Here is a 20,512-nt window from a genome sequence, read left to right on the forward strand (position 1 = left end):
CAATTGTCGTCAAGAATCTGTTTCGGCGATTTGAGAGAGCATGGCGTGATCGAGTATCCGCACCTTCCCGCTCTCTACTGCCACGATCTGGCTTTCCGACCAGGCCGACAGCTGCCGATTGATATGTTCACGCGACATCCCGGCATAGTTACCGAGTTCGCTCTGGCTCAAGTCCAGTTTCAGTCGTCCCTCATCTGCACCGACTACCGAAAGCCGCAGCAAATAGCGGGCCAGACGCGGCCCGGACGTATAGGCGCGATCACCCTCGATCATGCTGTTGGCCGACCGAATACGTGTCGCCATGACTTTTAATAGCCGCAGCGCCATATTCTTGTGCTTCGCCAATATATCTTCAAAGGCGGCGCGAGTGATGGAAAGCGCGGTGGTCGGCTCAATAGCCGTTACAGTGGCGGTTCGTTCGCCGCCATCGAGCAGCGCGATCTCACCCAGGACCTGCCCTGCTTCCGCGTAATCAAGGACAATCTCGTGACCATTGCTGGCGATCATGCTGGTACGCGCATTGCCTGACAACAATATCAGGAGCGAGTTTCCAGGATCGCCTTGCATGATCAAATCTTCCCCCTTTTTATATTGCACAAAATGCCCGCGCAATATCAGGTCCGCCAGCTCCGCTTCATCACAGTCAGCAAACAGGCTGTGTTCAGCCAATATCTCTGCCAGTTCTTCAGCCTTCACTGCACCCGTTCCTCCACCGCGTCCTTGGGTTTGCTTTAAACACCTTTTCTGCGGCACGCGTGTGACAATAGTCACATCCTGTAAAATAGATTGCACAGATTCGACATCTGCCAAATTCCGTCGATTTAGATAGGTCTAGGGCTCAGACAAGCCGACTTTGCTGCAAGGCGGCAGCAATGAATGACGCAAACAGAGGGTGCGGGTCAAACGGTTTGCTTTTCAGTTCCGGGTGGAACTGAACGCCCACAAACCAGCTGTGATCGGGCCGTTCCACGGTTTCGGGCAACTCCCCATCCGGTGACATCCCCGAGAAAATCAGTCCGGTTTTTTCCAGCCGTTCGACATAGCCCTTGTTCACTTCATAGCGGTGACGATGGCGTTCGCTGATCTCGCGGCTGCCATAAATTTCGCTGATTTTGGACCCCGGCTGCAAAACCGCATCATAAGCACCGAGTCGCATCGTACCACCCAGGTCGCCGCCAGCCTCGCGTTTTTGCAGCCCTTCCTCGGTCATCCATTCCGTGATCAGGCCAACGACCGGCTCTGTGGTTTCACCAAATTCGGTTGTCGATGCGGTTTCGATTCCCGCGAGATTGCGTGCGGCTTCGACACAGGCCATTTGCATGCCGAGACAGATGCCAAAGAAGGGAATATTATTCTCCCGGGCAAACTTCACCGACCCGATCTTGCCTTCGCTGCCACGTTCGCCAAAGCCGCCCGGCACCAATATCGCGTGCAGCGGCTCCAGTTTCGTCGCGAGATCCTCCTCATCCTCAAACATCTCGGCATCCAGCCAGCGCACCTGCACCTTCACCCGATTGGCCAAACCGCCGTGAAAAAGCGCTTCCTGCAGCGACTTATAGGCGTCTTGCAAGCCGACATATTTGCCCACCACTCCAACAATCACTTCACCTTCAGGATGCTCAATCCGTTCCATCACATCATACCAGCGCGACAGATCCGGCTCCTGCGCATCCGTAATGTTGAAGGCCCGCAGCACTTGGCTATCCAGACCTTCCTCATGATATTGCAGCGGTACATTATAGATATTGCTTGCATCGAGCGCCGGAATTACCGATTCCTTGCTGACGTTGCAGAACTGGGCGATTTTCGCGCGCTCGGTATCTGGCAAGGGATGTTCACATCGACAGAGCAATATGTCCGGCTGAATGCCCAGCGAGGTCAGTTCCCTGACACTATGCTGGGTCGGTTTGGTCTTCAGTTCCCCGGCAGCAGCAATATAGGGCACCAGAGTGACGTGCACGGAAAGCGAGTTTTCCCGGCCTACCTTGTTGCGCAATTGCCGAATGGCCTCAATGAATGGCAGACTTTCGATATCGCCAACTGTGCCCCCGATTTCGCACAGAACGAAATCGATGCCGTCCAGCTTGTCCTGGGCAAATTCCTGAATTGCGTCGGTAACGTGCGGAATAACCTGCACCGTCGCACCGAGATAATCGCCGCGGCGTTCCTTGGTGATAATCGACTGATAGATTCGCCCGGAGGTGACATTATCGGATTGCAGCGACGGAACGCCAGTAAACCGCTCATAGTGGCCAAGATCGAGGTCGGTCTCTGCGCCATCATCGGTCACATAGACTTCGCCATGCTGATAGGGCGACATCGTGCCCGGATCAACGTTGAGATAGGGGTCAAGTTTCCGGATTCGCACGGAATATCCGCGAGCCTGCAGAAGCGCACCGAGGCTTGCCGCCATCAGACCTTTGCCAAGAGAGGAAACCACACCGCCGGTAATGAAAATATATCGCGCCATGGGAGGAAAGGCTTAAGGCGTAATTGCCGCAAATGGCAATCCCGCGAATCCGGAAAAGTGAAATAAATATTATTTTGGTCCGGGCGATTCACCGCGCACGGCTGCTCAACCGATGAACGGCAGATCACTGACCGCCGCTATGCAGCGAGAGTCAGCATGAACAGTAAATCTAAACCGGATTATTGAGCAAGCGGAACCGAATTGTCCGATTGGGTTGCAGGCGCCTCATCGTCCCCTGCGGCAGCCGCTGCGGCAGCCAGCGGATCGTCGCCGACCAGTGGTACATCATCAGCGGGCGCGGAAATCGGAGCCGCAGTGTCGCGTTGCAGGCTTTGGTCGATCGTCTCAACTTTCCCTTCGGCGGCGGCGAGAACCGCCAGCACAATCGACAAGGTCACGAACAGGACCGCCAGGATCGATGTCGTTCGCGTCAGCAGATCGGCAGCGCCGCGCGCCGTCATCATCCCCGAAGGCGAACCGCCAACACCCAGTCCACCACCCTCGGATTTCTGCATCAAAATGACGCCGACCAGCATGGCGGCAACAATGGCTTGAACGACGGTGAGAAAAAGAAACATGAGTTTTCCGAACTAGTAAGACGAGCGTGCGCTCCGACGTGCAGCGCACATAGCGATTGCCCCGTCGGAGTTCAAGCGGTGATCTGCCAATCGCAAAAAGCCAAATTCCGCCGCCATTCAGTCCCGGGATCGCTGAAAGATGGTAATGCCGGACAGATCAGGCACATTCTCCGATTCCGCTACGCCGTTACCCGATCGGCAAAAACTGTTTTGTGGCCCGGACTATCGACCGGGCCTCAGGCAGCTGCAGCCGCCTCGATAATCGGTCCGAATTTCGCAGCCGTCAGGCTTGCACCGCCGACCAGCCCGCCGTCGACGTTGGGCACCGCCAGCAACTCTGCGGCATTGCTGCCATTCATCGACCCACCATAGAGGATCCGCACCGCATCGCTGCCCTGCCCCATCAGCTCGCCAAGTTTTTTCCGGATCTCGGCGTGCATTTCGGCGACGTCGCTGGCGTCGGGAACACGGCCGGTACCGATCGCCCATACCGGTTCGTAGGCGATGGTCAGCCAATCGGCGCTGGCAGCCGCCGGAAACGACCGCGCGAGCTGTACCGTGACAATTTCTATCGCCTGCCCGGCGTCACGTTCCTCTTCGGTCTCGCCAACACACAGGATAGCCCCCATGCCAGCAGCGTGAATCGCCTCACCTTTGGCTTTCACTTCACTATCGCCTTCCTGCTGATCGGCCCGGCGCTCGCTATGGCCAATGATCGAATAGCTGGCGCCCGCTTCCTTCAGCATGGCTGCTGACAGACAGCCAGTGTGCGCGCCGCTTTCCGCAAAATGGCAATCCTGAGCCCCGATCGCGAAGCCCGGGTTGGCCTGTGCAGCAGCGGCAATCAATGTTGCTGGCGGACAAATCCCGACATCGACCGCTTCATGATTGGCGGCGATGGCAGCAATGTCTGCGATATCCGACAGTTGCGCGCGCAGGCCGTTCATTTTCCAGTTGCCGACGATATATTTCCGGTTTGCCATGATGCCCTCGATCTTTTTTATATTTGTGATGTCCGCCCGCTAACAAATATCCTTTCGCTTGCCAATTTCCTTCCGCAGTCTTTTGCTTGAACCACATCGCCAAGCCGCCTAAAGCAGGCGCAAATCCAACTCCCGCAATGGAACCTCTCTTTCATGATCAGTTTTTTCCGCCGTATTTTTTCATCGAAACTGGGGCTTTTCCTGACCTTTTGTTTTATCGGGTTGATCGCCTTGGCCTTTGCCACGGCAGATGTGTCGAGCAGCGGCACGTTCGGTGGGGTAACCGGTTCGGGAACAGCTGCGACAGTGGGCGACAGCAAGCTGACCACTGCAGAACTCAGCCAGTCCGTGAACAACGCCTTCCGCAGCGAACAGCGCGAAAATACCGGACTCGATCTCAAGACCTATATCAACGGCGGCGGGTTTGATGACGTCCTGGAGCGGCTGATCAACAGCTTTGCCATCGCCGATTTCGGGAACAAATATGGCATGGCCGCGGGCAAGCGTCTGGTCGATGGTGAAATCGCCAACATTGGTGCTTTCCAGGGCGCCGATGGCCAGTTTAGCGAAGAAAATTTCCGGCGGGCCTTGCAGCAGCAGGGTATAAACGAAACCCAGTTGCGCGACGACTTTACGCGCAACCTGCTCGCGGATCAGCTGTTGACTACCGCTGGTTTTGGCGCTGCCGTGCCGCAGCAACTGGTGATGCCTTATGCCTCTTTGCTGCTGGAATCGCGGGACGGCCAGATCGCAACGGTCCCCTCGGTCGCTTTCATTGAGAATATCAAACCGGCCAAGGCCGCCGTCGAAGCCTTCTATGCGAAAAACGCGTCCCGCTACACGATCCCGGAGCGCCGTACGATCCGCTATGCGCTGTTTGACAAGTCCCGTTTCAACGACAAGATCAAGCCGACCGAAAAGGAAATCGCCGGCTATTATAATCTGAACAAGAGTCGCTATTCGGCCAGCGAAACCCGCAATCTGAAACAGGTTATCGTACCGACCGAAGCCGCGGCAAAAGCCTTGGCCGACAAGGTCAAGGGTGGAATGTCGCTGGAGGAAGCGGCGCAGTCGGTGGGCCTCTCGGCTGCCGAAGTCGGATCGATCAGCAAGGACGACTTTGCCAATAACGCGTCGCAAGCCGTCGCCAACGCTGCATTTTCTGCTGCTTCCGGCGCGATTGCCGGACCAGCGCAAAGCGCGCTCGGATGGCACATCGTCAAGGTCGAAGGCATCAAGCAGATCCCGGCCCGCACGCTGGCTCAGGTCCGCACCGAGATCGTCAATGAACTGACGCGCTCCAAAATTGAGGAAGCGATGGCAGAGTTGACCGTCCGGCTCGAAGATGAATTCGCCGACGGAGCGACGCTGGGTGATATTGCCAAGGCCGAAGAGCTGAAAGTGGAGTCGACCCCCGCGCTTCTCGCTAACGGTCAAAACCCCAATGACCGCAATTACAAGCCAATCCCCGAAATGCAGCGGATCTTGCCGATTGCATTCGCGGTCGAGGAAGATTCGGATCCGCAAATCGTCGAAATCATTCCCGGCCAGCAATATGCCGCGGTCGATGTGAGCGAAATAACCGAGTCCGCGCCGCCACCTCTGGCTGAAATCGAAAAGCTGGTAACCCGCGACTATATGCTCGATCAGGGATCGAAAAAAGCCAAGGTCGTCGCCGACAAGATTGTGAAGGCGGTCAGTGGCGGCGCGTCCCTGTCGAAAGCCATTGCCGATGCCGGTGTCAAGCTGCCGAGCCCCGAACGGATACGTTCAACCCGTGCCGATCTGGCCCGGCGCAGCCAGCAAGGACAGGTTCCACCACCGATCAGCCTGATGTTCAGCATGGCTGAAGGCACCGCCAAATCGCTCGCAGCGCCGCGTGATCAGGGCTGGTTCGTGGTCGTGCTCGACAAGCTCAATCGCGGCGATGCATCGAAACGCGAAGATTTGCTCGCTGCAACCAAGAGTCAGTTCAAGCAGGTATTGGGCAACGAATATACCGCACAGTTCATCGACGCGATGAAGGCGGATATCGGCGTCAAGCGCAACGACGACGCTCTCACGGCGCTGAAAAATCAGCTGCTCGGCGGAAACTAATATCCATGGCGGGCAGTTTCGGAACGGAAGCCGCTCGCTCAGCGCTGGCAAACGGCAAGCCAGCACTGATCTGGCGACGGCAAGTTGCAGACACGGAAACGCCGGTTTCTGCAGCTTTGAAGCTGATGGAAGACGGTCGCGGCGATTATCTGCTCGAATCGGTTGAAGGCGGGGAAACCAGAGGCCGCCACAGCATGATCGGCCTTGCGCCCGATCTGGTCTTCCGGGCCAATGGCGAGAAAGCGGCTATCAATCGCAGCTGGCTCGCCGATCGCAACCGCTTCATCGACGAAAGCGGTGACAGCCTCGCCGCCTTGCGTGCTCTGGTCAAGGCCTGCCAGATGGAGGTGCCGGAAGAACTGCCCAGGGCGCTAGCCTGTCTGGTCGGCTATTTTGGCTATGAGACCATTGGTCTGGTCGAGAAACTGCCCCGCGCGCCGCAATCCGATCTGGATCTGCCGGACATGCTGTTCGTCCGCCCGACCGTAATCTTGATCTTTGACCGTCTGGCCGATGAACTGTTTCTGGTAGCACCGGTATGGCCGGAGACCGATGGCGCCAGCGACACCAAGATTGCCGCTGCGGAAGAACGGCTGGACGAAGCACAGCGCGGCCTCTCCAGCCCCGTTCGTGCTGAACTTGTCGAAGGCCAATATCAACCAACCCCCGCGGATGAGCCGCAGTTCAAACCGCAGCTCGACCCCGACAAATATAGTCAGATGGTATTGCGCGCCAAGGACTATATCGAGGCCGGTGACATCTTTCAGGTGGTGCTTGCCCAGCGCTTCACCACCCCGTTCACCTTGCCCCCGATCGAGCTTTATCGCGCGCTGCGCCGGATCAACCCCTCGCCCTTCCTGTTCTTTCTCGACCTGCCCGGCTTTGCCCTCACCGGCTCCAGCCCGGAAATCCTCGTCCGCGCGCGCGATGGTGACGTCACCATCCGGCCAATCGCCGGCACCCGCCCCCGCGGTGCCAATGCCGCCGAGGACAAAGCCAATAAAGAAAGCCTGCTCGCCGACCCCAAGGAACGGGCCGAACATCTGATGCTGCTCGATCTTGGCCGCAACGACGTCGGCCGCGTGGCCAGCGCGCACAGCGTCGAAGTCACCGACAGCTATACCGTCGAGTTCTACAGCCACGTCATGCATATCGTGTCCAATGTCGTCGGCCGGCTCGCCCCGGAAAAAGACGCGCTCGACGCCCTGTTCGCCGGCTTCCCCGCCGGCACGGTCAGCGGCGCCCCGAAAGTCCGCGCCTGCGAAATCATCGCCGAACTCGAGCCCGAAACCCGCGGCGCCTATGCCGGCGGCGTCGGCTATTTCTCCCCCGATGGCAGCATGGACAGCTGCATCGTGCTGCGGACCGGGATTGTGAAAGACGGCATGCTGCATGTACAGGCTGGTGCCGGCATCGTGGCGGATAGCGATCCGGCCTATGAGTTAGCCGAATGCCGGGCTAAGGCGGGCGCGTTGCTGGCGGCGGCGAAAGAGGCGGTGAAGCGGGCGCGCGATGTGGGGTTTGGTCAGTGATGCTTTAGGATTTTGGTGAAGTTAGCCTCAGCTGCCTCTACTGACAGTTTGACCCTTTGCTCTATGGATTGAGGATCAGTCCTTTCCATGTTCCAAACATCTTGCTCCAGCTTTTGCCTGAATTCTGAATCTTCGTAACCCTCGAACGGGGTTTGAAATAACATTTGCGCCGAAACTCGCACCTCGCCGTAGCACTTTCTAATGACAGTAAATGGTTCATGATACTCTGGACCCAGAACGGCCTTTACTTTCAAACTTGTGGCATAAAATTTGCTAAATGTTTCCTGGCTTAGTTCCATTCGCTTAAACGTAGTGAAGGCTATGTCCTTCGCGTACTTCTGTGCCCTTGATTCGCCTTCATCCACCTCCCTCGGATCCGTTTCGGAACTCCATGACATTGGCGAGCGAATAACGTTTAGCGCATTCTCGACCTCATAGAACTGGATCAAAGACTCTTCAGCGAGTTCAATATGCCTCCCTCCGATCCTTTCACTTCGCCAAACTTTCAAACTTTTGACACCCTGCCATGCTGCGAAGCCAGCCGCACAAGCTATCCCTAAATCCGCCAAGGCCGAGAAGTGATCGATGGTCAGATATGGTATCATTTCGCATGTCCCGCAATGAGCTGCAAATTTTCACGACGGAGACCCTATTCCAACATCTTCGGCGCTTCCTTCTGCAGCTTCGCCTTAATCTTGTTCGCGAACATCGCCAGCATCGGCGGCAATTCCAGAACGGCGTACACCTCGTCTTCGCGCACATGCATATCGCTGATAATCCGCTGACCGACCGCCTCCAGAGTGAAATGGAGATGATCCCCTTCCCATCGATGATCGGTCAGGCTCGCGCCCGGTATGATATCGCTCAGCGTATGGACGCCGCTGCCGATCCGGCTTTTGGCTTCTTCCACGCCCAGCTTGTGCGGGATATTGACGGTGACTGGCTCGTTCATATGTCCGCTTACCAGATTTTCACGCGCTTATCAGGGGAAATATACATCGCGCTGTCCGGAGTGATATTGAACGCCTCGTACCAGGCGTCGATATTCGGGACCACGCCATCGACTCGATATTCCGGCGGGCTGTGCGGATCGGTGAGCAATTGCTCGCGCAGCGCGTTCTCGCGGGACTTGCCGCGCCAGACCTGCGCCCAGGCCAGGAAGAAGCGCTGATCGCCGGTCAGCCCATTGAGCACCGGCGGCTCTCCATGGCTCGCCACATAGCGACGATAGGCGGAATAGGCCATTTCCAATCCGCCCAGATCGCCGATGTTCTCGCCCATCGTCAGCTTGCCGTTCACGTGAACGCCGGGAACCGGTTCAAATTTGTCATAAGCCTCTCCAAGCTGTTTGGTCCGTGCCTCGAATTTCTCCGCCGATTCCTTGGTCCACCAGTCGCGAAGCTTGCCGGAGCCATCAAACTGGCGGCCCTGATCGTCGAAGCCGTGGCCGATTTCGTGCCCGATGACGGCACCGATCGCGCCATAATTGACAGCCGGATCGGCATTGGGGTCGAAAAAGGGCGGCTGCAATATCGCGGCGGGGAAGGTGATCTGGTTGAGCAGCGGATTATAATAGGCATTCACGGTTTGCGGATTCATCGCCCACAGCTCGCGATCAACCGGATGGGGCAGCCGGGCCAATTCGATATCAAACGCAAATTGCGCCGCCCGCTGCACATTGCCGAGCAGATCATCCCGCTTCACAACCAGGGGAGAATAGTCAATCCACTTCGACGGATAACCGATCCGCGGTTCAAAGGCGTCGAGCTTCTTCTGTGCCTCGGCGCGGGTGGCTTCATCCATCCAGTCACTCTTGCTGATCCGCTCGCCCAGCGCCGCCACCAGATTATTGACCAGTTCGGTCATCTGCTGCTGGCTTTCAGCGGGATAATGGCGATCGACATATTTCTGGCCAATGGCCTCGCCGATATTGTTGTTCACCAGATCAACGCCGCGTTTCCAGCGCTCTTTCTGGACCGGAATGTCGCGCAGCGTCTTGCTGAAGAAATTGAATTTTGCCTCGTCAAATGCTTTCGGTAGATAGGACGCATTGTCGCTGATGAAATGCGCCGTCAGATAGTCTTTCCAGGTGCTGACCGGAACACTCTCCAGCAGGTCGCCGCTGGCCGCAATGGCGGTGGTCTCGGCGGCGATGATCGTATCGACCTTGCCAAAACCGCTTTCCTCGAGCCAGACGGTCCAGTCGAATTCGGGTGCCAGTTCCATCAACTGCTCGCGGTTCATCGGATTGTATATCTGCTTGATATCGCGCTGCCGCTCGGGCGCCCATTGCACCTCGGCGAGAGCGGTTTCCAGAGCAATGATCCGGTCTGCTTTCGCTGCAGCATCCTTGATGCCCGCCAGTTCCTGGATTTTGATCAGATAATCCCGATAGGCCGCGCGAAACTTGTCATATTCCGCACCTTCCTTCAGATAATAATCGCGGTTCGGCATGCCCAGACCACCTTGTCCGGCAGCGACCACATAGCGCGTCGGGTTGGCCGGGTCGGGTAGAATGCCAACGCCGACTGGCGAAGCATAGCCGACGGTGCCGAACAATTTCAGCAATCCATCCCGGTCATCGACCGCCTCTATCTTCGCGAGATAGGGCTCAAGCGGCTTGGTCCCCAGCTTTTCGAGCGCAGCCTGATCCATCCACGCGCCATAAAAGGCGCCAACCTTCTGATCCAGCGCGTCACCTTCGTCGCCTTGTGCCGCCAGATCGTCAAGGATCGCGTGAACCTGGTCATCGGATCGCTCTCGCAGCATGTCGAACGAACCATAGCGCGAACGGTCCGCAGGGATTTCTACCGTGTCCAGCCAATGTCCGTTGGCATAGCGAAAGAAATCAGCGCCGGGTGCCACCGCCGTGTCCCGCGCCGAAAGGTCTATTCCCCAAGTTCCAATCTCCGCTTTGTCTGCCGGTGCAACCGCTTCCTCTGCCTTCGCCTCAGAGGCTTTGTCCTGTGCCAAACCCGGCGCGCTGACCGAGATAGCGAGGAGAGAGGCGGCGGCGGACAAAAGAATGTGGCTGGTTTTCATCGGGAAATCCTTTGGTTTCGATTGATAATATTGTGGGCATTCAGCGTGGAAATTTCAATTACCATTGGCCAAAAAATTGCGCTGTGTGTCTCGCTGATTACCAGCACCAAACTGCGGCAAGGACGAAATTCCACTTGGCCGCTTATCTTCGCGCCGTTAGACCCCGCCCATGATTCTGGTTATCGACAATTATGACAGCTTCACCTTCAACCTGGTCCATTATCTGATGGAACTGGGCGCGGAGGTGCAGGTGGAGCGCAATGACGCGCTGACCGCCGCCGAAGCGCTGCGTACCGGTGCGCAGGCCTTTCTGATTTCGCCTGGCCCCTGCACCCCGAATGAAGCGGGCATATCGCTCGATCTGGTCGCTGCATGCGCCGATGCCGGCAAACCATTGCTCGGCGTCTGTCTCGGCCATCAGAGCATCGGCCAGCATTTCGGCGGCAAGGTTGTCCGTGGCGGCCTGATGCACGGCAAGACATCGCCGGTAACCCATGACAGCAGCGGCGTCTTTGCCGGACTCCCCTCGCCTTATATCGCGACTCGCTATCACTCGCTGATCGTTGAGGATATTCCCGCCTGCCTGCCAGTCAACGCGACCGCCGATGACGGCTCGGTAATGGGCTTTCGCCATGAAAGCCTGCCGATCCACGGCGTGCAGTTCCATCCGGAGAGCATCGCCACCGAACATGGCCACAAGCTGCTGGCCAATTTTCTGGCGATCGCCGGCATCGAAGCGAAGGAAGCGGCATGACCCTGCCGGACCCCGCGAGCCCGCTTTCCGAAGCAGCCGCGCGCGCGGCGTTTTCCGCCATTTTCGACGGCTCCTGTTCGGAGGCGGAAATCACGGCTTTTCTCGTCGACCTGGCCGACCGAGGTGAGACAGCCATCGAAATCGCTGCTGCCGCCACCGAGATGCGCGCCCGGATGATCGGTGTCGAAGCGCCCGCCAATGCGATTGATGTCTGCGGCACTGGCGGCGATGGCAGCCACAGCCTGAATATTTCCACCGCGACTTCCCTGGTCGTAGCCGCCTGCGATATTCCGATGGCGAAACACGGCAACCGCGCCGCCTCCAGCAAAGCGGGCGCGGCGGATACACTGGAGGCGCTAGGCCTCGATCTCGCGAAAGCCGCCAACAAGGCCGAGCAGAATCTGCACGAAATCGGCATAGCCTTTTTCTTCGCCCCCAATCACCATCCGGCGCTCGGGCCGTTGGCACCGATCCGCAAGGCCATCGGCCGCCGCACAATTTTCAATCTGCTCGGTCCGCTGTGCAATCCAGCGCGGGTCAAGCACCAGCTGATCGGCGTGGCTTCGCCAGATCTCGTCGAAACCTATGCCGAAGCGGCTGCGCAGCTGGGCTATGACAAGGCGATGATCGTCTCCGGCGAGGAAGGGCTAGACGAGCTCAGCATTTCCGGCCCAAGCATGGTCGCCACAATCAGCGATGGCGCAGTCACCATCAGCCGCATCACGCCCGAAGACGTCGGCCTGACCCGCCACCCGGCGGAAGCAATAAAAGGTGGCGATCCCGCCTATAATGCCGCTGCGCTGCAGGCGCTGCTGCGCGGCGAAAAATCCGCCTATCGCGATGCCGTGCTGCTCAACAGCGCGGCTGCGCTGATGGTCGCTGGCGAAGTCGACAGCTGGGAATCCGGGGTCGAGGAAGCCGGCGAAGCGCTCGACAAGGGTCTTGCCAATGCCATGCTGAACTGCTGGATTGCCAACCAATGAACAAACTGGACGAAATCTGCGCGGCCAAGTGGGAGCACGTGCGACAACGCAAGGCCAAACGGTCGATCAACAGCCTGCAAGACGATATCAGCCAGCAATCCGTGCCGCGCGGCTTTGCTGCCGCGATCCGGACCAAATCGGCGACCGACTTTGCGCTGATCGCGGAAATCAAGAAGGCCAGCCCGTCCAAGGGCCTGATCCGGGAGGGCTTCGATCCCCCTGCCCATGCCCGCGCCTATCAGGCCGGCGGGGCTGCCTGTCTTTCGGTACTGACCGATGCTCCCTATTTTCAGGGTGCCGATGAATATCTGGTAGCCGCCCGCGCCGCGGTCAATCTGCCCTGCCTGCGCAAGGACTTCATGGTCGATCCGTGGCAGGTTGTGGAATCCCGGGCGCTGGGTGCCGATGCGATCCTGATCATCATGGCGGCTCTGGACGATAGTCTGGCGGCCGAAATAGAGGCGGAAGCGCTGTCGCTTGGCATGGACGCGCTGATCGAGGTGCACGATGAAGAGGAGCTGGAACGGGCGATCCGGCTTCAGTCGCCCCTGCTTGGAATCAACAACCGCAACCTGAAAACCTTTGAAACCAGTATTGAGCAGACCGAACGCCTGTCCAAGCTGGTGCCCGCAGACCGGATCATTGTGTCGGAAAGCGGCATCTTCACCCACGCGGACTGCCAGCGGCTTTCGCAATCGGGTGCCCGCGCCTTTTTGGTAGGTGAATCCCTCATGCGACAGGATAATGTCGAGAGCGCAACCCGCGCGCTGCTGACAGGAACCGCATGAGCAAACTGACCCATATCGACGGCGATGGCGCAGCCCATATGGTCGATGTCGGCGGCAAGGCCGATACGGTGCGCGAAGCCCATGCAGAGGGCCGGATCACAATGCAGCGGGACGTTTTGGAAGCGATCAAGGCCAATGCGATGAAGAAGGGCGATGTACTGGCCACCGCGCGCATCGCCGGGATCATGGCAGCCAAAAAGACCAGCGACCTGATCCCGCTGTGCCACCCGCTGGCGCTGACCAAGGTGGCGGTCGATTTCGACTTTCTGGACGATGGTATCAGGGTCTCGTCCATGGCCCGGCTGACCGGCAAGACGGGCGTGGAAATGGAAGCATTAACAGCCTGTTCCGTCGCTCTGCTTACAATTTATGATATGTCCAAGGCGATGCAGAAGGATATGGTGATCAGCGATATCCGCCTGCTCTCCAAAAGCGGCGGAAAATCGGGAGATTGGGTCGCGGAATGAGCGCTCTGCTGCCTCTCGAGCAAGCCCAGCAACGACTGATTGCGCTGGCGTCCCGCCTGCCCTCTGAAATGCTTTCCGTTCACTCTGCGCTTGGCCGCTATCTCTCTGACGATCTGATCGCCAAGCGCGAGCAACCGGCCGCCGATATGTCGGCGATGGATGGCTATGCGATCCGCTTTGAAGATCGTCATGGTCCTTGGACCCTGATGGGCGAATGCGCGGCTGGCAATCCGCCCTGCCGGGCGCTCAAACTTGGGGAAACCGCGCGGATTTTTACCGGAGCCTTGCTGCCCGAAGGCGCCGATACGGTGGTCATGCAGGAAAATGTGGAAGCGGATGGCAATACGATCCGGCTGACCGCCGAGCCTTCGCCCGAAAAAGGCCGGCATGTTCGCCATCAGGGCGGTGACTTTGCGCAGGGCAGCATTGGCTTGTCTGCGGGCAGTCTGCTCAACCCGGCAGCGCTCGGCGAAGCGGTGATTGCGGGCTATGGCGAACTCGAGGTCGGCAAAGTGCCCCGGGTCGCAGTGGTCTCGACCGGCGACGAGCTGGTCGCTCCCGGCCAAGACACCCTGCCCCACCAGATCCCCGCCAGCAATGATGTCATGCTGTCAGCCATGCTGGCCGGCCTGACCGCCGAAACCCGCAGCCTAAGCCGGATTCCCGACGATATGGACACACTGTGCGCCGCGCTGGAGAGCGCCAAAGACTGCGATATCATCGTCACCATCGGCGGCGCCTCGGTCGGCGATCATGATCTGGTCGGCCCGGCCTTTCGCAAGCTCGGCGCGGATATCGACTTTTACAAGATCGCGATGAAGCCGGGCAAACCGGTGATGGCCGGAAAACTCGGCAAAACGGTGATCCTGGCACTCCCCGGTAATCCGGCGTCTGCGTTCGTCTCGGCGACCCTGTTTCTGCTGCCGCTGGTCCGCTTCATGGCTGGTGCCGCCCGCTATCTGCCGGACCATAAAAGCGCGCCAACCACCGAAGCCCTGCCCGCCAACGGAGCCCGCGCGCAATTTCTGCGGGCCAAAGTCGATCAGGCCGGGATTACACCATTCACCAGTCAGGACAGCGCCAAGCTCTCGGTCCTCGCTGCGTCAAACGCCTTGCTCTGTCGCCCGCCCCATGCAGAGGCCGCTGATGCTGGTGCGATGGTCCCCTATATTGCGATATAGCGACCAGAACGCCGCAAAAGTCTGAGACTGACCGGGGTACCTTCGAGCACGCCGCCCATTGCAGCCACTCACTGGCTGATGGTCAAAAGGCTGGACAAATCCATCCAGTCGTCCTCACCAATCGGGTCTCCGGGCGGCACATTGACGGTGCGCGGCAGGGTCCCAGCCAGCTTCTCGCGCTGTTCGGGATCGAGCAGTCGGCGCGACAGGCTGAGCGCCCACGCGCGCTCGTTGCCGCTTGCCCGGCGCTTGGCCAGTGCCTCGCCGACATCGATCAGCTTCTGCTCGAGCGCGGCGGCCACTTCCGGGCTGGCATCCGGCCGGCGGGCAGACTGGGCCATGGTGACCAATGTGCGATAGGCAATGCGGCGGCCAAGATCATTATCGGTGGACGCCAATACGGTCTTGGTCAGCCGGTCAAGTAACTCGCCGACGCCCAGTGCCGACGCGTCGCTCTGCTGCTGCACGACCAGCCGCGCCAGCCGGCTCGGAGCCAGCAACGTCTGCGCGGTCAGTTGCGCCGCAGCGTCAGCGGCAACCAGCGGGTCGAACACCGGCCCTCCTGCAGTGGCGAAGACTTCGGTCTCGTACTGCCGGTCGCGGCTGGCATTCTGCGCCGCCGAAAGCAGCGGTATCAGCGCAGACGGTACCCGCAACGCCTGGGGCCGAAGCGTGGCCAGAACGGCGTCGAGCGCTGCACGCTGCCGGTCCGGGCCAACCGGCTCAGCCGCTTCGCGTCCGCCACCATTGACGGCATAGACAAAATCGACTCCGCCAATCTGCTTGGCCGCTGCGACCAGTTGATAGCGGTGCAACAGCCACAGCGGCACGAACCGGCGGCGCAGATTTGCCACCGGCTCACCCGGGCTCAACGCACCCAGGCCAAAGCCGGAGAGCGCTGCGGCGCGAACCTCCATCAGCCGGTTCAGCTCGGCCACCGGATCAGCGCCATCATCCCACAGGCCGCCCCAGGCATAGGCCGTGTCGGCTGCGCGGGCATCGTCATCCTGAACATAGCGGTAGCGCGCCGCTGCTTCCGCTGTCTCACGCTCGTCCATATCGGTGTAGAGCCAGCGCGCCGTTGCGACGTCCCACCCACCGATCCCCTCGGCATAGGCGTCCGAAAGATCGGGCTTGCCATCCACCAGACCAATGCGGGGCGGCGGATAATCCATGACCGAGGCGCGGTCTTGCGTGCTGGCAGCAAAATTATGGGCAAAGCCGAGCGTATGACCCACCTCGTGCGCGCCGAGCTGGCGCAGGCGATCGAGCGCAACCTGCACCGGATCATTCGGCCCGCCACTGTTCAGCTGATCGGCACCGACCAGCGCCTGAAAGATCTGGATGTCCTGTCGTGCGCGCAGCGATCCAAGCACCACCATGCCCTTGACGATCTCTCCAGTGCGCGGATCGACAATTTGCTGGCCATAGGCCCAGCCGCGCGTCGCCCGGTCGACCCAGTTGACCATATTGTAGCGTACATCGAGCGGATCGGCCCCTTCGGGCAGTATCTGCACCCGGAAAGCATCGACAAAGCCGGCCTTGTCAAAGGCATCGCCCCACCAGCCGATCCCTTCGAGCAGCGCCGTGCGGATCGGCTCGGGCGTGTTGCGGTCGAGATAATAGACGATCGGCTCTTTCACCGGCGAACGCGGTGCGGCCTGGTCGATCTTCTCCAGCCGGAACCGGTTGGCCAGATCATAGACCACCGGCGCGCCCAGCGGCGCAGAATAGTCGACCACCTGCGTCGAAAAACCGCCTAGCCGCGGATCAAAGCGTTTCGGCACAAAACCCGGTTCGGGCAGTCGTACAAAGCTGTGGTGAACCGTCAAAGTGACCTTTTGCGGATCGGGCACGATATTCTCGATCTCAGCGCCCGGCTTGTCGGAAACATAGGTCTGGATGGCATCAATCTCCAGATTGTCGGGAAACAGCCGAACCGAGGCCGGATCGGCAAGGCTGAGCTTGTCCTCGCGCTTGAAACCCTTGCCAGCGATCGACGTCGCCGTGCCAATACCGAAATTATCCTGATCCTGGTTGAGCGAAGCGGCGATACCCAGCGTGTCGAGTGTCAGAAAGGGCGCGATATCGATCACCAGCCGGCCATCGGCGAGCGTGTCTGCAATATCCGTCATCCAGACCGTCGAGATTCCGAAATCACTCGCCACCGCCTTCTGTTGGGCACTGTCTCCTGCGCCGGCCCGGAAACGGGGATTTTCAAACTGAACCGCTATTTTCCCACCGATCCGCCGGAACGCGAGCAGCTGGGTATTGCCAGTCCGTCCGCGGTCGAGCACGAGCGGTGCAGAACCAAGCCCGGTCTTCAGCGCAGTGCTATACAGAAGGCGCAGCGCGACACCGTCGTCTGCCGGCCGCGGCAGGGTCAGCAGGATGCGCCCTTCTGCGGGTTCGGTGCGCACCATTACCAGCCCGCTTTTGCCGGTTGGCGCCGCGACTTGCTGCGGTCCAACCTGCGCAGCAAGCGGTGCGAGTGGCAGGGAAAGCGCAAGCAACAGCGTCCCCAGACGTATGTGGCGCATTGTTTTCATAGATTCCCCATGCCGGCTTCCGCGCCCGCTTCAGGCGCGATCATCGGGACCGATGTTGAGGCAAGGACCGCAAAAGCTCAAGCAGTAAAACACGTCATTGAGCAAGACCCGACGGATTCGACGAGATATCAAAGGCAGTGCTCTGACAGAGGCGAAACCCAATAACCGGCCGCTATCGCCCCCCTGATGGAACGCGCTAAAAGGCTGAAAAAGGGTGAGAAGGGAAAGGAAGAATTGGGATTTCTATCAAACAATATCTGATATTTGTGCGACCGCGTATAGCCATCTACGCCGACGTAAAGCGCATTTGGATGCCCGCAACTGGATCGGAATCTGAACGGCAGCTAAAACAATGCCAACGGCATTATTGGCGTTCCCGCTCTTTTGCATTTTTCTCGATTTTTCCATAGGAATACCAGTAACTATATACATCACCAGAGTTCATAATTTCGACGCCCTGTTGTTCAAGTTGCCGATTCAGTCTCTTTTCAAGCGACTGGCATGCCAACCAGATATCTTTTGGGCCACCATAATGAACTCTCCCAATAACGAGAGGCGGCTCGGTCCAGTTACCTGACTGATCCACCCTGCCTTTTTTGTAGAAATATTGTTTCAGGCGGACGGGTAGCCTCCTCCCGTTGTTCGCACGACCGCAGACAGTTTTATCGAGTGACAAATAAGGATAAACGCCCATGACAACATCTGCGATTCCGTTTGCATAAGATGTCACAACCCATTGTTTGAATGGTATCAAGACGCCATTGTTTTCATCAACAACACCCATCGTCCTCTTGGCAGAATCTTTGCGTATAAACCCCTCAGCTGCGAGATTAGCTGACCGTGCTTTCTTCGCTACGGTCTGCGCACCTGCATTTTTCCTCGAAAGCTCCTTCATCTTCGCTGCCAGCTTCGCTTCTGCTGATTGTTTCAACGCCAGTTCTCTCTGCCTTTGCGCCTCCGCCGCCTTTTTCGCTTCAATCCGCTTTATCTTGGCGGCCAGCTTTGCTTCGGCAGACTTCGCAATCTGCTCCTCTCTTTTGGCTTCGGCTTCTGCCCTCTTCGCTTCAGCCTCTGCCTCCGCTTTGTCGCCCTCCGCCTTCTCGCGCTTTTGAAATTCGGCATAAATCGCGCTCATCTGAGAAGCAGGCAATTCCACTGATTCCACCGTCAGACCGGATAGCCACATCCGGCTGGCCTGCTCAAACGTATTTCGCGCCGCGAGATTGGTATCCTGCCCTGCTTTTGTCGCGAGCCCATATTCCCAGTTGGCAAAACTTGCCCAGTCCCGCGGACTGGACGGAATAAAGTCCGCGCCCTGTTTCCCCGCCCCCACGATGATCAGATGCGGCGTTCGCGAAACAATCTTGGTCCCATCGGCGTGGTTCTGCCCCGTGTAGAAATGCGGCTCTTTCAGTCCATCCGTCATATTGACCAGACCGTTCATCGAGTCATTGAAACCTAGTCCGAATTTGAAGGACAGTTTCAGATCCACGGGTCGCAAATCCAGGAAGCGAGCTTTCAAGTCGGGATATTTATTGAGTTGGGAGAGCGGAAACTGCCGCACTATCCCGCCGTCATTTGTCGGAATGTCGACCCGATCGCCCATCGTCCATTTCAGCCCGTAAAATTCCGTCGGCTGTCCGATCAGCCGGTCCCATTCGACGTGCAGATAGATTGAATCGATAAAACCGCCGGTTGGGATATCAATGCTTGGACCATCGGTAGATGAAATATCTGCTACAAAGCGCGTGCCGTTTTTGGTCGCGTCCGCCACCGGATTATATGCCGAAGTATTTATCAATTCGTTCGCCAACGCGGTTGAAACGCTGAACCAGCCAACAGCCAAACCAATCACAACTTTGGATATTGTCAATTTGCCTACCTTTTTTTCTATTGGCGGTTTTCAAGTCAGATTATTTCGCGCAATATTCCCGCCTGCCTTTTTTGCACAGCGCGACGCCTTCACGCCATTTGCGGATTGACTCGTTATAGGCTGCCTTGTCGGCCTCGATTTTGGCGAGGCGCTCCCGCTTTCTCCGCTCCACATCGGCAAGTTTCGATTGGTAGTCGCGAACGCCCGACTGATACGCGTTCCTGCTGTTGGCGTTCAACTCGTTGAGTGCCTTGGAATAGGCAACGAGCCTGCTATTGAGGATACAGCTTCCCTTTTTGCGTTCGTCCGGCAAGAGGGAGCATTTTTGGCGTTCCAGCTCCGTCCGCTGGTCAAGATCGATATTGTTCGCCTTCAGCCGGGCAGCCATATATTGGATGTCCGGTGATACGTTCATTGCGCCTTTTTTTCGCCTGCTTGAGCAGTCGCTGCTCGACCAGATCGCGTATTGGCGCTGACCTTCAATCGTCTCTGACTGCCGTGCTTCCTGCAACTCTGCCAGCTTGGTTACCGAGGCGTCACACTGGGCAACAGAGAATGGGCCTTTGGGTAATATTACCGCAGCCTTCTTGGGCTGAGCCCGTACTGGCGCTTTTGGAGCTGACGGCGTCGCCTTGGCTTTCTGGCTCTTGCATTCGGCACTTTGCAGTATTTTTTTGAAATAGCCGATTTCCTCCGCGGTCAGGCCGGAGTCACCTAAAATTGCCCTCGCTCCTTCACAGCGATCGACCGATTGCCCAAAAGCATCACTCGGCACCCCGGCCAGAGCTGCAACAATTGCCAGAGAAAAACTCGCGATAACATAATTCGGCATCCACAGCCTCCTCTCAAGGCCATAGCCCATTCAAGAAAATATCATTGCCAATCAGATGGATAGTGTCAACACCGTGAGCACAATCACGCGATTTTCTGTCTAAACGGTCGGACAGATATTTATAAATGAATCTCGTCATCAGTCGGCTCTTCGAGATATCGGACAGCGACCGGGCGGCAGGTAGCGAACAACTGATGCAGCCGACAGCCATAGTGATCGAATGATACAGACTGGAGCAGAACCAGACTGCCTGAACGATCATAGCCTCGATGCGAATTTTTGCGCCCATAGCAGACATTGGGTCAAACTTCCCGGACCGCGTTAAACGAAATCTTCACTTGGCAGCGCTACGCCATACCTCTTGTCCTTCCTGAACTTCAGCT

Annotated in this window: 17 protein-coding genes; 7 read left to right on the forward strand and 10 right to left on the reverse strand. The window is 58.2% G+C overall.

What is annotated here, in order from left to right:
• Positions 1-9: 9 nt before the first annotated feature.
• The 4 genes from ACN0WW_RS02665 to tpiA form a co-directional block, all read right to left on the reverse strand.
• On the reverse strand, positions 10-696 hold the full coding sequence (locus tag ACN0WW_RS02665; RefSeq protein ID WP_417609124.1) for a Crp/Fnr family transcriptional regulator: 687 nt from the start codon (positions 694-696) through the stop codon (positions 10-12).
• A gap of 142 nt (positions 697-838) precedes the next feature.
• Complete coding sequence (locus ACN0WW_RS02670) at positions 839-2,470, reverse strand: CTP synthase (protein WP_417609126.1); 1,632 nt, start codon at positions 2,468-2,470, stop codon at positions 839-841.
• A 179-nt stretch (positions 2,471-2,649) separates the two neighbouring features.
• Positions 2,650-3,048 carry a preprotein translocase subunit SecG gene (gene secG / locus ACN0WW_RS02675; protein ID WP_417609128.1) on the reverse strand — a complete coding sequence of 133 codons (399 nt, stop codon included), beginning with the start codon at positions 3,046-3,048 and terminating at the stop codon, positions 2,650-2,652.
• Between the two features lie 236 nt (positions 3,049-3,284).
• Entirely contained in the window at positions 3,285-4,031 is a 747-nt protein-coding gene (gene tpiA, locus ACN0WW_RS02680) for a triose-phosphate isomerase (RefSeq protein ID WP_417609130.1), read from the reverse strand.
• Between the two features lie 153 nt (positions 4,032-4,184).
• Between tpiA and ACN0WW_RS02685 the strand changes: the two genes are divergently transcribed.
• Together ACN0WW_RS02685 and trpE are read left to right on the forward strand one after the other, a co-directional pair.
• Positions 4,185-6,128: a peptidyl-prolyl cis-trans isomerase gene (locus ACN0WW_RS02685; RefSeq protein WP_417609132.1), complete on the forward strand. Its 1,944-nt coding sequence runs from the start codon at positions 4,185-4,187 to the stop codon at positions 6,126-6,128.
• Between the two features lie 5 nt (positions 6,129-6,133).
• Positions 6,134-7,660 (forward strand): anthranilate synthase component I, encoded by a 1,527-nt coding sequence (trpE, locus tag ACN0WW_RS02690; protein ID WP_417609134.1) that lies wholly within the window; start codon positions 6,134-6,136, stop codon positions 7,658-7,660.
• Here trpE and ACN0WW_RS02695 read toward each other — a convergent pair.
• Genes ACN0WW_RS02695 through ACN0WW_RS02705 form a run of 3 tightly spaced genes read right to left on the reverse strand, consistent with a single transcriptional unit; the run spans position 7,654 to position 10,702 of the window.
• The gene (locus ACN0WW_RS02695; RefSeq protein WP_417609136.1) at positions 7,654-8,265 is read right to left on the reverse strand and encodes a hypothetical protein; all 612 of its coding nucleotides are present in this window, start codon (positions 8,263-8,265) and stop codon (positions 7,654-7,656) included. The two genes, trpE and ACN0WW_RS02695, sit on opposite strands and share 7 nt — an antisense overlap.
• A gap of 44 nt (positions 8,266-8,309) precedes the next feature.
• Positions 8,310-8,612 (reverse strand): polyhydroxyalkanoic acid system family protein, encoded by a 303-nt coding sequence (locus ACN0WW_RS02700; RefSeq protein WP_417609138.1) that lies wholly within the window; start codon positions 8,610-8,612, stop codon positions 8,310-8,312.
• A gap of 8 nt (positions 8,613-8,620) precedes the next feature.
• A complete protein-coding gene (locus ACN0WW_RS02705) occupies positions 8,621-10,702 on the reverse strand; it encodes a M13 family metallopeptidase (protein ID WP_417609140.1) in 2,082 nt (693 codons plus the stop codon).
• A 169-nt stretch (positions 10,703-10,871) separates the two neighbouring features.
• Here ACN0WW_RS02705 and ACN0WW_RS02710 point away from each other — a divergent pair, with 169 nt between their 5' ends.
• From ACN0WW_RS02710 to ACN0WW_RS02730, 5 genes are read left to right on the forward strand one after another with little or no spacing between them, the layout of a single operon-like run.
• Positions 10,872-11,456 carry an anthranilate synthase component II gene (locus tag ACN0WW_RS02710; protein WP_417609142.1) on the forward strand — a complete coding sequence of 195 codons (585 nt, stop codon included), beginning with the start codon at positions 10,872-10,874 and terminating at the stop codon, positions 11,454-11,456.
• The gene (gene trpD / locus ACN0WW_RS02715; protein ID WP_417609144.1) at positions 11,453-12,439 is read left to right on the forward strand and encodes an anthranilate phosphoribosyltransferase; all 987 of its coding nucleotides are present in this window, start codon (positions 11,453-11,455) and stop codon (positions 12,437-12,439) included. Before ACN0WW_RS02710 ends, trpD begins: the two co-directional genes overlap by 4 nt.
• A complete protein-coding gene (gene trpC / locus ACN0WW_RS02720) occupies positions 12,436-13,227 on the forward strand; it encodes an indole-3-glycerol phosphate synthase TrpC (protein WP_417609146.1) in 792 nt (263 codons plus the stop codon). Before trpD ends, trpC begins: the two co-directional genes overlap by 4 nt.
• On the forward strand, positions 13,224-13,694 hold the full coding sequence (gene moaC, locus ACN0WW_RS02725; protein WP_417609148.1) for a cyclic pyranopterin monophosphate synthase MoaC: 471 nt from the start codon (positions 13,224-13,226) through the stop codon (positions 13,692-13,694). The genes trpC and moaC overlap by 4 nt, the downstream gene beginning before the upstream one ends.
• Entirely contained in the window at positions 13,691-14,875 is a 1,185-nt protein-coding gene (locus ACN0WW_RS02730) for a molybdopterin molybdotransferase MoeA (protein WP_417609150.1), read from the forward strand. The genes moaC and ACN0WW_RS02730 overlap by 4 nt, the downstream gene beginning before the upstream one ends.
• Before the next feature lie 68 nt (positions 14,876-14,943).
• Here the strand turns inward: ACN0WW_RS02730 and ACN0WW_RS02735 are convergent, their stop codons facing one another.
• From ACN0WW_RS02735 to ACN0WW_RS02745, 3 genes are all read right to left on the reverse strand, one after another.
• Complete coding sequence (locus ACN0WW_RS02735; RefSeq protein WP_417609152.1) at positions 14,944-17,415, reverse strand: zinc-dependent metalloprotease; 2,472 nt, start codon at positions 17,413-17,415, stop codon at positions 14,944-14,946.
• 373 nt (positions 17,416-17,788) lie between these two features.
• Positions 17,789-19,279: a cell envelope integrity protein TolA gene (locus ACN0WW_RS02740; protein ID WP_417609154.1), complete on the reverse strand. Its 1,491-nt coding sequence runs from the start codon at positions 19,277-19,279 to the stop codon at positions 17,789-17,791.
• A gap of 58 nt (positions 19,280-19,337) precedes the next feature.
• Complete coding sequence (locus ACN0WW_RS02745; RefSeq protein ID WP_417609156.1) at positions 19,338-20,129, reverse strand: hypothetical protein; 792 nt, start codon at positions 20,127-20,129, stop codon at positions 19,338-19,340.
• Positions 20,130-20,512 lie beyond the last annotated feature (383 nt).

Origin of the sequence: Parasphingorhabdus sp., assembly GCF_048269865.1 — a bacterium.
Lineage (GTDB): Bacteria > Pseudomonadota > Alphaproteobacteria > Sphingomonadales > Sphingomonadaceae > Parasphingorhabdus.